The organism is Paenibacillus sp. J22P277, from assembly GCF_059383675.1.
Window position 1 is genome coordinate 877,678 of record NZ_JBXENS010000003.1, and the last position, 13,534, is coordinate 891,211.

Annotated in this window: 6 protein-coding genes; 2 read left to right on the forward strand and 4 right to left on the reverse strand. The window is 60.0% G+C overall.

Annotation, left to right across the window (positions count from 1 at the left end; genetic code table 11):
• Window positions 1-177: 177 nt before the first annotated feature.
• Window positions 178-6,027: a sugar-binding protein gene (locus tag AC50YL_RS12935; RefSeq protein ID WP_494832409.1), complete on the reverse strand. Its 5,850-nt coding sequence runs from the start codon at window positions 6,025-6,027 to the stop codon at window positions 178-180.
• A 123-nt stretch (window positions 6,028-6,150) separates the two neighbouring features.
• Window positions 6,151-7,602 (reverse strand): ABC transporter substrate-binding protein, encoded by a 1,452-nt coding sequence (locus AC50YL_RS12940; RefSeq protein ID WP_494832410.1) that lies wholly within the window; start codon window positions 7,600-7,602, stop codon window positions 6,151-6,153.
• 64 nt (window positions 7,603-7,666) lie between these two features.
• On the opposite strand from AC50YL_RS12940, the gene AC50YL_RS12945 reads away from it, so the two are divergent.
• Window positions 7,667-9,508, forward strand: coding sequence for a cache domain-containing sensor histidine kinase (locus AC50YL_RS12945; protein WP_494832412.1), 1,842 nt, complete (start codon window positions 7,667-7,669; stop codon window positions 9,506-9,508).
• Window positions 9,483-11,102 carry a response regulator gene (locus AC50YL_RS12950; protein WP_494832414.1) on the forward strand — a complete coding sequence of 540 codons (1,620 nt, stop codon included), beginning with the start codon at window positions 9,483-9,485 and terminating at the stop codon, window positions 11,100-11,102. The genes AC50YL_RS12945 and AC50YL_RS12950 overlap by 26 nt, the downstream gene beginning before the upstream one ends.
• A gap of 205 nt (window positions 11,103-11,307) precedes the next feature.
• Here the strand turns inward: AC50YL_RS12950 and AC50YL_RS12955 are convergent, their stop codons facing one another.
• Complete coding sequence (locus AC50YL_RS12955; RefSeq protein WP_494832415.1) at window positions 11,308-12,150, reverse strand: phytanoyl-CoA dioxygenase family protein; 843 nt, start codon at window positions 12,148-12,150, stop codon at window positions 11,308-11,310.
• A gap of 249 nt (window positions 12,151-12,399) precedes the next feature.
• Window positions 12,400-13,503, reverse strand: a complete 1,104-nt coding sequence (locus tag AC50YL_RS12960) for a Gfo/Idh/MocA family protein (RefSeq protein ID WP_494832417.1) — start codon at window positions 13,501-13,503, stop codon at window positions 12,400-12,402.
• Window positions 13,504-13,534: the final 31 nt, after the last annotated feature.

Consider the following 13,534-nt stretch of genomic DNA (forward strand, 5'->3'; position numbering starts at 1 on the left):
GTTTGTGTAAGCGATAACGATATCCTGTAACAGTTCCCATTGTAGACGCTTTCGCTTCCGGGCTGAATCAAATTATCTACAACGGCCTTCAAAATTCTATCGGATATGCAATGGCACGGATGCTCCAGCAAAGCAAAAGGGCAATCCCGTATAGCGGATCGCCCTTTTGACCAAGCCTTACAGGAAATAAGCGGCCAGCGCGGCGAAATCAGCCGTATCGATGATGCCGTCGCCGTTCATGTCGGCGTCTCGATAAGTCTCGTCCCAGCCTTCGTCATTCAAGGTTTTTCCATAATAGCCGGTCGCCAGGCCGAGATCCCCGGCGCTGATTCTGCCGTCGGCGTTCAAATCGCCGGTCTGGATGACCGATTGCGCGAACGACTCGATGGCTGCTTGCAGCGTCAAGACGGCTGCATCCGACTGAGCCTGCGTTGCGGCGGCATCATTCAATGTTGCTTGAGCGGCAGCAATCGCCGCTTGCAGAATCGCCTTGGAGCCCGTTCGGTGTTGCCCTGCATGCGTGCCCTCTACGGCGGCATTCAGCACAGCCCGCGCCTGGGCAATCGCCTCGGACAATGCCGACTTGTCGACGATGACGATCTGGACGTTATGCGCGGCATTCTCCAGCTGCGTTTCCTCGCCGCCAACAGTGGAGACGACGTTGTTCGTTATTGAAAACGCTGAGGAAACTGCTGCTTCCGGCGTTTTCGCCTTAAACGTGAATTGAAGGATATCACCGTCCTCGGTCACGGCATTCGCAATACCGGCGGCCGCCAGAATCACATGCACCGTTCCCGGAACGGCCGACTGTCCGGCAATGGAGAACCCGGTCTTCGATTCGCTCGCGGACACGAATTCGAACATGGCAGGGTTGTATTGAAGCTTCAGGTCCTCCGCCGCGATACTGCCCTGCAGGTCGGACACTCCATAATTGAGCGTATACGTTTGACCAGCCGTAACGGAAGGGGCTCCCGACAAGACCGCGGAAGCGGAGATCGGACCTTCCGCCGGAGTCGAATCGCCGGCATACGTGAACGTGACTTTGTTGATCGTGCTCGTCCAGTTGTCGCACGCCGGATCGCCGTAAGGGAAGACGATCTTCAGATAGCGGATCCCGCTCGCCAGATCATCCCCTGTCAAGCCGATCGTGTCGTAGCCCGACGCATTGCTGAGAATTTGCGAATGAACGGGCAGCTCGGTGAAGCTTTGTCCGTCCGCGGAACCGTAAACCGTGAATTTGACTGTCTTCGGCAGACTGGTCCAATTCGAAACGTTCACATTGTAGGACCGGATATCGCCCTCCGGCGATTTATAGATGACATATTCCGGTTCCAGGCTGTCGTCGTTCGAATGAATGATCCGGTCGCCGTCGCCGGCGTATTTCTCAAGCTGACCCCCGAACGCATTGGTAATATGGCCCGATTTGCCGATCAGCTTGGACAAGTCGGCCGCTTCGTCCGTGAAGGTGGAGACTTCGCCTTCATCCGGAGGCGTCGTCGCCCCGAAGTACTTGTAGCCGACGTTCATCAGCTGCTCTTTCCAATTCTCCAGACCGGGGAATTCAATCTTCAAGTATTTGGTTCCCGCCGGCAAGCCGCTCGCGGTATTGCTGAATACGGCATAACCGTTCGCTCCGCCCGTCAGCTTGGAAGCCGCCGTGATTTTGGTGAAATTCACGCCGTCCGCGGAGCCGTAGAAGGCGAATTGCGGCGTGCCCGAGAACAGGCCGGTCGTAATATCGAAGGAGTAAATATCCCCTTCCGGCGATTGGTATACGACATATTCCGGCGTTGTCGGATTATCGATATTATGCGTGATCCGCGTAGCATCGTCCGCGAAGTTCTCCGGATGTCCGGCGGCGTTTACGATATGGGCCGATTTCGCGTACAGCTTGCTCAGATCCGCGTTATTATCCGTGAACAAGGCGAGTCCGTCCGGATCAGGCGTCTCGTCGTCCGGCAGCGCGAGACTCAAATTATGGTTCAACAGGTTCCCGAAGCCGGAAGTGTCCCGCCAGTTATCGCCGGTTCCGTTCCACAGGACCTGGCTTTCGCGGTTCCCGGCATTTCCGCCGTCGTCGTCGTTGTTGCCGACATCGAAACCGAGCGTAATATCGCGCGCCGGATCGATGTCGAGGGATGCCCACGGAATAGCCAGCTCGACCGTATAACCGCCGGCAATGTCCTTCTGCGCATATTGCACGTTGGCCAAATTGCCGATCATGGACAGCTGCGTATCATGCCAGCCGAGCGTCAGCTGATGGTCGTACGCATCGTATGCGGCGCCTTGGTTATGATCGGCATCGAGATAGACCTCCACCGAGTCATCCTGATAGGTTTGGGCGCCGGCGGTATCGTTGCGCAGATCGGCATCCAGCACTTCAATCCCGACGTACAAATTCTGCGCATCGCCGAGCGTGCCGAAGCTCACGCTGTTATTGGAGGTGCCGGTAATCGCTTTGGCAACGCTGCCGTTCAGCGACCAGGACGGCTCATTAAGCGCCCCATCGACAGTCAGCGCGCCGGAAGGCTCCACTGCGGCAGCGGCATTCTTGCCGTCGTTCAAGTACAAGCTGCCGAAGGCGGCCGTGCTGCGCCAATTGTCCGCGTTGCCTCGCCACATCAGCTGGCTTTGACGCAATCCGCCGTTGCCGCCGTCATCGTCGTTATAGGCTGCGTCGAAGCCGATAACTGCATTGTTCGCCGGGGGTTGAATGCCGATTCCGCTCCACGGAATGGCCATTTCGACCGTGAATCCGCCGTCGATATCCTTCTGCGCGAAGGTGATGCCCGGGATATCTCCGCCGACCGACAGCTGGTCATCATGCCAGCCGAGCGTAATCTGATGATCGTCCGTGCCGAACACGGAGCCGCGGGCATTGTCCCCGTCCAGGTAGATTTCGATCGAATCGTCCTGATAGGTCAGGGCTCCTGCCGTATCGTTGACCAGATTGGCGTCCAGCACCTTCATCGCGACGAACAGCTTGTCGTCGTCCCACATCGAGCCGAACGTGACATTGTTATCGGATGCGCCGGTAATCATCTTCTCGACCCGGTTGTTCGCCGCCCAGCCCGGTTCGGACAGATCCCCGTCGATCGTCGGCTCGGCCGCCGCCCGGTCCGAGACCGCGACGCCCGGCGCCAGCGATCCGTCTTCGACGGGATCGGCGGTCACGATGACGGCAGCCTGCGATTCGTTGCCTGCGGGATCCTTCGCCGTGACCGTAATCGTATTCTCGCCCTTGGCCACGCGGACCACGGCCGTAAACGTCCGGTCAGGTTTCAGTGCCGCCGGCGTTCCGTTGACGGTGATCACGGCATCCTCGTTCACGCTGCCGTTCAGCACGTAGCTGGTGCCCGAGGTCGAGCCTTCGGAAGGCACGGTCAGCACCGGCGGATTCGGATCGTAGACGACCCGCACCGACGCGGGCACGGCGGTTTGGTTCAACAGATTGGACGCCGTCACGGCGATCGCATTCTCGCCTTGGCTCAAGTTCAAGACCGTGCTGAACGCAAGCGACGCCGAGCCGTCTCCGTCGTCGCCGCCGTCCGAACCGTCGTCCGGGCTGCCGGTCGATACGATCTTCAAGTCGTCGATATACGGATCGTAATAAGCCGTATGATTGCTTTCGAAGCCGACTGCCTTGACGCTGCCCCATTGCACGGGCAGCGAGCTTGCTTCGCCCGTCGCCGCGTCGAAGTGAGGAGCCGCGTCGAAATCGGACAAAGGAATGGTCACTTGCGTCCACTTCGCCCCGTAATCCGCGGCGGCGATGTAGCTCGAGAGCGGCAGCCTTGCTTCGACTGCCGTTCCGCCGTTATCCGATATAAGCACGGCGGAGAAGCTGTCCACTTTGCTCTTCGTGTACACCTGGAATCGGAGCGCCGCCGTGTCCTTGACGGCGGCATAATCCTCCGCTGCCGCTTGATTCGCCGAATTCAGGAAATTCAAGCCGGCGCGTGCAAAGCCGGCCGTTAATTTCAACCGGAGCGAGCGCTCCCCTTCGGCCGGCGCGAATACCGATCGACTGTCCCACACGACCTGAGCGTTCGTCGTAAATCCGCCTTGCGCGCTGGATAAACCCGCTCCCGACGATACGTAGTTATCGTTCAGGATCTGCCGGATGACGTCGCCTGCCTGACCGCCGCCTTCATCCGGCGTTCCCACTTGGATCGTCTCCTGCTTGACCGTTTCGCCGCCGGCCGTCTGCTTCACGGTCACCGCCGCGCTGCCGTTCGTCCGGCCCGAAACGGTATAGGCGCCCTGCTTGACGTATTGCAGTCCGCTCTGGTCCAAGGTCAGCCCCAGGTAAGCCGGATCATACCTGACGAACAACGTCACGGGATTGCCTTCATTGCCCGAGCCATCCCTTGCCGCGGCCGTGATCGTATTATCCCCAAGCGCAAGCGTGACGGTCGTGCTGAAGCTGTTATCGCCCGCGACCGGCACGGCTTGTCCGTTGATCAGAAGCGTGCCCGCCTCGTCCAAATGCCCGGAAACCGTGAATTGCGCGTCTCTCACGGCATAGGAAGCATCCTTGGCGGACGTGCTGCCGGATTGATCGAATACGATATGCGGCGGCGCCGCGTCTTCGTCGGAAGTGACGATGACGGACACGCTCCTGGCCGGCAGCACGACCGCGGAAGCTTTGCCGCCTTGGATGTTGCGGGAAGCCGCCAGCTGCATATCCTGGCCTTTGGCGACAGCGTCCGTCAACTGATACACGTTTGCCGTCGTGCCGGTCAGGCCGTTCACGTTCACGGTTTTCGCGGCATTCGTCGGATTGACCAGCAGCGCGGTCGTTTGGCTGCCGTTCACGAACGCGACCGCGTCCATCCATACGGCGTCCGTCGTCGTCAAACCGGAAGCCGGATCCGCGCCGACCCGTCTGACGGTCGAGCCGACGGGAACGTTGTGGAACAGATTGCTGAGCACGTAGAACGCTTTCGACTTGGTCACGGTATAGCCGTCTCCGTCAAGAAGCACCTCGCCGACGTCGGTCGGATGCCTGCCGTTCGCCCAACCCAGCCACCAGTACCAATAATTGTCCTTGATGAGCGCCATGTCTCCCGCCAAGCGCTGGGCGGCGTTGATCGCCATGTCCATCTCCGAGACGCCGGCGATGAGCGTGCTGTACTCGGTCTGCCACAGGTCCTTGTCCGGCACCTGATCGAGCGCGGCGCGATAGTTCTTGTACACGTCGTTGTTGTCGAAGCCCTTGGCGAAATAACTATGCGAAGCCAGCCCGCCGATCGCGGCGTTCAGCTCCGGGTCGCTGCGGAGCGCGGAGAAATCTTCGCCGAGCAGCAGCTCGTTCTCGTGATACGCCGCGCCTTCCGGACCCAGTATCTCCACGCCGTTCAACCCGGCGGCGTCGAGCTTGGCGCGCAGCAGCTTGGCGACGCGCTGGTACTGCGTGCCGTTGTCTCCGCCCCAATAGCACCATTCGCTGATGATTTGCGACAACGGCTCGTTCTGGAAGCTGAGCGCCTTGGGCACGCTCGCCCCATGAGCCGCCAGCCATTGAATCGATTTGACGAGGTAATCCGCGTAGGCGGCTTCCTTATCGGTGCGAAGCCTCACGTGCTCCGAGCCCGTCCACCCGTTTACGGTCGGCAGCGTCTTCATCCCGATCGGCGGGGACCAGACCGAGACGATATAATCGTGCATCCCTCTCGTTTCGCCGGCATGGACGATATCGTAAATTTCCTGCATCTTGGCGTCGATCAGATTGCCGTCCCCGTCTCCGGCCACGGCGGGAATCATGACCCGGAACATCGTGGCGCCCAAGTCCTCGAACAGTGCTTGCTGCGCCCCCGTCTTGTCGGTAAAATCGCGGTTCCAGTCCGCGCGGTTCCAGGATGGGAATATGCCCCAGCCCTTCACCGTCTGCTGGTCGACGCCCGATACAGTGACGTCGTACGCCGGCGCGGCCTCCGCCCCCGCCGGCTTGGCGGGCAAGCCGTAACACGCGATCAGCGCCGCAAGCGCGACGCCGATCGTTTTTCGCAACTTCAACGATCTCATTAACCAATCTCCTCCTCTGCGTGCGTTTCCACCTCCAAGTGTATACGCTTACATCTGTAAGCTACATAAAATTATCTATTGCGGACTTCAATTTTCTATCGAGTTTCTAGGATTTTCCGCGGATCAACCCGAATTCCGCTTCACCGACTGCAGCGGATGCTTCGGATCGAAGGACGGATAGACGAAATCATTCAGGTTAATGACCGGATTCAAGTTAGCGGCATCGTTCAACGAGCGGTTATACTGCGCCGTCAACTCCGCCAGCGCCTCCTTCGGGTCGCGGATTCCCTGCAGAATATCCCGGTACGCCTTCATCCGCACGGCATCCCCGAGATTGATGGGATCGAACTGCTTCGGCACGTTCTTCAAGATGAACTTGGGCTCCTTGGGATAAATCGACTCCTCGGGGGTCGGGAGGAATTCCTGCATTCTCGGCAGATCCGGCCGATACTGCACGTCGTCCGTCACGTCCTCGCGCGCCGGAATGAGATCGCTCTGCCTGTACAGTTCTCCGAGAAAGCCTCTTGAAAGAAGATACTGCCACAGCTCGACCGCAGTCTCCTTATGCGTCGTGCGGGCGTTGATGGCATAAGGCGGCTCCGGTTCGATCATCAATGCTCCCTTGCCCTTATCGGAAGCCTCGAACAACGGCGGCATCGCGATTCCCCATTCGAACGCCCCCGGCTGCATGCGCTCTAGCGCCGCGATGTCCCGGCTCGAGACGATCATCATCCCGATGTTCCCTTCCGCGAACTGCGTCAGCGCCGTGTCGGTCTTGAGCGACATCTCACCCGGAAACAGCCCGCCCTCCCGCTTCATGTCGAGCACCGTTTGAAACCAAGGCAAATAGACCGAGAAATCGTAGCTCCCTTTGGCGTAATCGTAGTAATACGCGCCGCTGTACGTGCCTGCCATCTCGAGCGGCTGCTGAAAGCCGGCCTCGTCTTCGCTCGCCGGCAGCGCGAAGCCGTATTTGCGATAGCCGGTGCCCGCCTTGGATATCCCGACGGCGCAGCGCTTCAATTCCGCCAGCGCCGCGGGAGGCTTGTCCGGATCGCAACCGGCCCCCGCCAGCAAATTCTTATTATAGATGAGCCTCACCGTCAGCATGCCGGAGGGGATCGCATAGTAATGATCGTTTAGCTTCGTATAGTCGGCCGCCCATCCGGGGAACGCCCGGCGCACGTCATCCGGCGCCGCATCCGACAAGTCGAGCAGCCAGTTTTTGTAGGTGTAGCTGGTCAGCCAGCCGGTGCCGATCTGAAAGACGTCCGGCCCTTCGCCCGAGGTCATGAGCATGTTCAGCGACTCGTCGTACGTGTCGCGCGGCAGACTGAGGAGCTTGACGGGCACATCCGGGTGATCCTTGTTGAATGCCGCGATCAAGCGTTCGATGTCCTTCGTTTCGGCGGTATCCTGCACGGCGAAAGCGAGCGTCTCCTGCTCTTCCGTCCCTCCTGCCGCCTGGGGAGCCGCCTGCTGCGGTTGGCCGTCGCGGCCGCAGCCGGAGGCCGCGACGAGGACCAAGCCCGCGACCAGAAGCCGAACTTTGCCAAAATGGACGCTTTTCATCATTTTCTAATCCCCTTATAATGGTGTGTAACCGTTGTCATCAAATCGTGGAAAGGAGCGGGTTCCCATGCTCACGCTCCGTAAAGCATACGGCTTGCTTCCGTTCAACCGGGTAAGCCTCAAATACCGCCTGCTGCTCTATTTTCTGCTGCTCGTCATTCTGCCGACGTCGATCATCTCCGTGACGATCTACAACGAGTCGTACCAGACCATCACGGAGAACATCAATGCCTCGGTTCAGAAGAACCTCGCGATGATGGAAACGGTGCTCGTCAAGAAATTCGACGAAATGGACGGCGTGGCCAATTCCATCTACCTCAATCCCGACATGCTGGACATGCTGTCCGCCGAACGCCCGTCCGATCAGGTCGGGTTCGTGAACGAGCTGGCCAATTTGAACAAGATTCTCGATATCTACGCGCAGCCCGAAGGTCCGGCCAAACAGTTCGTCCCGAAGCTGTACATGCTGGACCGGCCCGAATACGTGCAATATAATTTCTCGCGCAACGTGTCGACGATCAGCGAGATCGAGAAAGAGCCGTGGTACGTCGCCCTGCCGCAGAAAGCCCGATATTCCATCGTCGGCCTGCAGGCGGATACGACGGCCGGCGGCACGTCCTATACGATCAAGCTCGCCAAGCGGCTCTTCGGCCTGAGAAACATGACGATTCCTTACGTCGGCCTGCTTACGATCGATGCCGATATCAACGATTTCAACGGCATGCTCGTCCAGCTCAAGCCTTCCGAGAACAGCTCCATCTTCATCGTCGACAGCAAAGCGAACGTGATCGTGAGCCCCGACCTTGATCTGCTCGGGCGCAGCTTGGCGGCAGATGCTTATATTCCGAAGCTGCTGAAGCTGCCGGAGCCGGTGGGCTCATTCGACGAACGCATCGGCGGTCGGTCCGAGCTCGTATCCTTCCGGCGCATCGACAACCTCGACTGGACCGTCGTCTCCGTGTCGCCGATCAGCGATCTCAACGGCAAGCTGGTGTCCTTCCGGCGGGCGATGTACGCGGTGCTCGCGCTCTGCATGGTGCTTGCCTTCGCCATTGCGCTCCTGCTCTCGAACAATATCACGAAGCCGATCCGCAAATTCATCAAGACGATGTCCTATGCCCAAGAAGGCAATTTCGACATCCAGGTCCAATATCGGCGGAAGGACGAATTCACGTACCTGTTCAGCCAATACAATAAGATGATAATGCAGATCAAAGAGTTGATCAACAAGCTGTACGTCAGCGAGGTCAAGAAGAAAGAAGCGGAACTCAAGGCGCTGCAGTCGCAGATCAATCCGCATTTCCTGTACAATACGCTCGATTCCATCAATTGGATCGCGCTGCGCCACGACGTGCCGGACATCAGCAACATGGTCACGAGCCTGTCGGATTTTTTCCGGTACAGCCTCAGCAAAGGCCGCAGCATCATCCCGATCGAGGACGAACTGCGCCAGGTCGAGAGCTATCTGTCGATCCACCGGTTCCGGTTCAAGGACAAGCTGGATTACGCGCTTCGGGTAGAGCCCGAGGTCTACGGCCACTTGACGGTCAAGCTGATCCTGCAGCCGCTCGTCGAAAATGCGATCCTGCACGGCATCGAGAAACGCCACGGCAAAGGCTTCATCGAGATCGACGCCCGTAAGATCGGGGACCGGATCGTCATCGAAATCGCCGACAACGGCGTCGGCGCCGACGCGAACGCCTTGAATGCCATGCTGGCCGGCGGAGAAGGCGCGACCGATTCGTTCGGCACCCGCAACGTGGACCAACGGCTCAAGCAAGTATTCGGCGAACAGGCGGGCATTCGCTACCGCAGCAGAGAAGGACCGGGCATGCTCGTGACCGTGACGATGCCGGCCGTGACAACATGGGAGGAGAATGAAGATGCTCAAGATGATCATCGCCGATGATGAATATAACGTCCGGGAGGGACTCAAGGAGGTCGTGCGCTGGGAGGAGCTCGGGATCGAAGTGATCGCGGACGCCGCGGACGGCCTGGAAATGTTCGAGCTGTGCAGCAGGTTGCGGCCCGATATCCTGCTGACGGACATTCGCATGCCGATGATGGACGGGCTGGAAGCCGCGCTCAAGCTGAAGAAAGCCGGCGATCCCGTGCGGATCATCATCATCAGCGGAGCCGAGGATTTCGGCTATGCCAAGACGGCGCTCAGCCTGAACGCGGACGGGTACATCCTGAAGCCGATCAAGATCGCCGAGCTGCAGGAGACCGTCCGGAAGGTCGTCGCCTCCATCGCCTCGGAGCGCAGCCGCGAGGCCCAGACCGTGCAGCTGCGGCAGCAGTTGCACGAGAACCTGCCGGTGCTGCGCGAGAAGTTTCTGGCCCAGCTCGTCATGGGCATGCTTGCGAACGAAGAAGACGCGCGAAGCAAGCTGGCGACCTACGGGCTTCCGCTCGAGGGCGACGGCGAATGGACGGCGGCGGTGATGCAGATCGACGAATACGAGAAGGCGATCGAGCGCTATAGCGACGTCCGCAAGCAGCTGCTCGGCTTCTCCGTGAACAACGTGCTGGACGAGATCGTCTCGCGCGGCGGGAACGGCCTCGCCTTCATCATGAACGAGAACGAGCATGTCGTCTTGTTCCGGCTGCGGAACCCGGAAGCCCCCGGCCCGGCCGACCTCTGCCGGGAGATGTCGGACAGCGTCCGATCGTTCCTGAAGTTGTCCGTTTCCTTCGGCATCGGCAATCCGGTGCGCAACGCGGTCGAGCTGTACGGGTCCTACCGGGAAGCGCTCGCGGCGATCAAATTCAAATTTTACACGGGGAAAAACTCGGTGCTGTTCATCGGGGATTTCCAGGTCGACGCGGACGAGCTGGAATTTCCGAAGCTGTTCGACGCCGAAACCAAACTGATCCGCCATATGAAGCTGGGCGGCATGGACGAGGCAACCGCTACCGTGCGGTTCATCTTCGATACGCTGTGCGACAACCGCCGCCTGCCGATCGGCTATGTGCAGAGCGTCTGCGTCGAGCTCATCAACATGGCCGACAAGGCGATCGTCGAGATGGACGAGAACATCCGGGACATCGTTCCCGGCTACTCTTCCATCTACCTCGACATCTACGACAAACGCGAGGCAGCCGAGCTCCGCGACGCGATGCTGGGGTTGTTCGGCGAGCTCGCCGGGTACTTCGCCCGGAAGCATACCCAGAAGAACAGCCGGACGATCCTTAAAATCAAATCGATCATCGAGCGCTCCTACATGGAAAACATCACCGTGTCGAGGCTGTCGGAGCAGGTCTTCCTGTCGCCGAACTACATCAGCCTGATCTTCAAGCAGGAGACCGGGGAAAGCGTCACCGAGTACGTAACGAAGGTACGGATGGAAGCCGCGAAGGAATTGCTCAAATCGCCGGACTTGAAAATTCTCGAGGTCGCCGAGATGGTCGGCTTCGAGAACGCCACGTATTTCAGCACCGTCTTCAAGAAGCATGCCGGCATGCATCCGCAGAAATACCGCGCGTTGTTTCACGGGGACTGAGCCCCTTCTTCACCGGGTTCCGCACGGTTCGCCTGGCTGCCCATAACGAAAAAACCCTTCCGCGGAAGGGTTGATCGAAGAAAGCATGCGAGCCGAAGCGGACGCGAGAGAACGTTCGTCGTCCGCTTCGCCGACGGGCGCAGTCGGTTGCGCAGCGGTATGCAGCCGGGAAACATCCGGCTCGCGCCTTGTGCTTGGCTGCCGTTCAGTGGGACGGCGCGGTCACAGGGAAGCCGATTTTCTCCATCCGCAGCAGCCTGCGGGCGCGCTCCGAGAGGGAATCGTACGTTTCCTGCGGAATGTGGATGCTGCCCTTGCGGGGCGCGTTCGGCGGCGGGGCGTAAATCATCGCGATGTTCGGGCGGGGACGGTCCGAACGGTTCGGCGTGCCGCGATGCCACATCCGGTCGTCGCGGATCATGATCGAGCCGGCGGGCATGAGCGCTTTGACGACATGCATATGCTCGGCCAGCTTGGACTTGCTGTAGGACTTGGAGCCGTAGCGGTAGTCCGGCAGCAGATGCGTTCCGCCCGGCCAGATCTCCATCGGGCCGTTCTCTTCGGTCGTGTCGACCAGCGGGAAATTGACGATCAGATTCGAGATCGGCAGGTTCAAGGCGCAGCGGTCGCCGAAGTGCGAGCCCGTATCGGCATGCACCGGCTGGCTGTTGCGTCCTCCGGGCAGCGACGTATTGGTTGCCAAATAATGCAGCACGCAGTCCTCGCCCAACAGCCGGTCGAGCACCGCCGTGACAAACGGATGCGCGATGATCGATTCGTCGATGAAAGGCATCTCGAACGGCAGGTACAATCGGATATGATTCGTCCCATCATTGAATCCGTTGTCCGGATTGTACACTTCCTCGTAATGCGCCTCGAGATAAGGTTCCAGAATTTCAAGATAACGGCGATGAATCCTCTCGATCTTCTCTTCCGTCAGTACCTTTTCGAAGATGACATAACCGTTGACCTCGATCAGATTGACGGCCAGTTCGAGCGTCTCCGGAAGCAATCTGCCGCCGGCCAGCTCGGATGGACTGATTTGCATGGGTATCCCAACCTCCGTTGAATCGTATTCGTGGAAAGAAAGCGAACGACGGCAGCCATTCGGTTTCATCGCAACCGCCGGAGCCGTACCGTACCGCGGCAAGTCCGCCGCGGGCCGGCGCGAACGGTCGGTCATGGCAGCCCATACGGCACCGGCTCCGAAGCGCCACGGCAAGTCTGCCGCTTTCCGTTGCAATCGGTCATGGCAGCCCGCATGGGCCGGCGATGGCGCGCCGCTCGCGCAGCCGACCTACAGTTCGGACAGCGCGAGCGGCTCGAAGGTCGTGCGCAGCTCTTGGGTCATCCCGGTCTCTGCCGCCCGGTAGCCGGATTCGATGATATCGATGACATGGCGCGCATGCTCGGCGTTGGCAACGGACGGGATATCCTCCCTCACCCACCGGACCAGCTGCATGATGTCCTCGTAGACATGCGCCTCGCGCAATTCGGCGTGCTCGCCCGATACATGCGGCAACCGGTCGTCCTCCAGCTTCAAAGGCTCGTCGCCGAATTTCGAGCCGACGATCGCCCCTTTGGTGCCGTAGATGCTCGGGGCCCACTCCGTCGCGGCGCCCGCGATCGTCGAGTAGACGACGGCATGGACCGCCCGGCCGAAATCAAGCAGCAAAATCGTCGAATCGTCCATCTCCGTCTCGATTCGCTCCTGCCCGAACCAATGCTCCTGAATGCCGATGCCCGAGAGCGCCGTCACGCGCTTGGCCGGTCCGAGAATGCCCGTCAGCTCGTGGAGCGGATAGACGGTCGCGTCGTAGATCGGCCCGCCGCCCGGCTTGCGGAAATACCAGCCGGGGTTAACGTTGCTCAGCACGTCGCTGCCCGTGCGGACGTCTTCGTTCAGATGGTAAGCGCCGTCGCCCATCGTCGTGCCGGTAATCGCCCAGGCGAGCTGGCCCAGCGCGCCTTCCAGATAAAGCTTGCGCTTGCGGCGGGACGCCGGATCGATCATCATGCCCGGCGAGGCCACGAGACGCACGTTCGCGGCGGCGGCGCGGCGGATCAGATCGTCGGCATCCTCCACCGTCGTCGTCATCGTCTTGTTGAAGTGGACATGCTTGCCGGCTTCGATCGCCATGACGCCCTGCTCGTAATGGAGCCCGATCGGACTGCAGATCGTCACGATATCCACGCTCGGATCGCGCAGGAGCTCCTCGTAGCTCTCGTACCCCGCCGCCGCCCCGTATTTGGCTGCCGCGGCTTCCGCCCTGGACGGGACGGGATCGCATACCGCCGCCAGTCTGACCTTCCCTGCCGTATCCGGCAGCCGGAGATGCGCCATCAGCCGCGTCGCGATGGCTCCTGCCCCTACGACGCCGATACCAAGTGGATTGCTCATCCTCTCGTCACTTCCCTCGTTTAGTCTGCGT

Coding starts and splice junctions, on each gene's coding strand:
- AC50YL_RS12950 (WP_494832414.1), top strand. CDS start 9,483: ATGCTCAAGATGATCATCGCCGATGATGAATATAACGTCCGGGAGGGA.
- AC50YL_RS12945 (WP_494832412.1), top strand. CDS start 7,667: ATGCTCACGCTCCGTAAAGCATACGGCTTGCTTCCGTTCAACCGGGTA.
- AC50YL_RS12940 (WP_494832410.1), bottom strand. CDS start 7,602: ATGATGAAAAGCGTCCATTTTGGCAAAGTTCGGCTTCTGGTCGCGGGC.
- AC50YL_RS12935 (WP_494832409.1), bottom strand. CDS start 6,027: ATGAGATCGTTGAAGTTGCGAAAAACGATCGGCGTCGCGCTTGCGGCG.
- AC50YL_RS12955 (WP_494832415.1), bottom strand. CDS start 12,150: ATGCAAATCAGTCCATCCGAGCTGGCCGGCGGCAGATTGCTTCCGGAG.
- AC50YL_RS12960 (WP_494832417.1), bottom strand. CDS start 13,503: ATGAGCAATCCACTTGGTATCGGCGTCGTAGGGGCAGGAGCCATCGCG.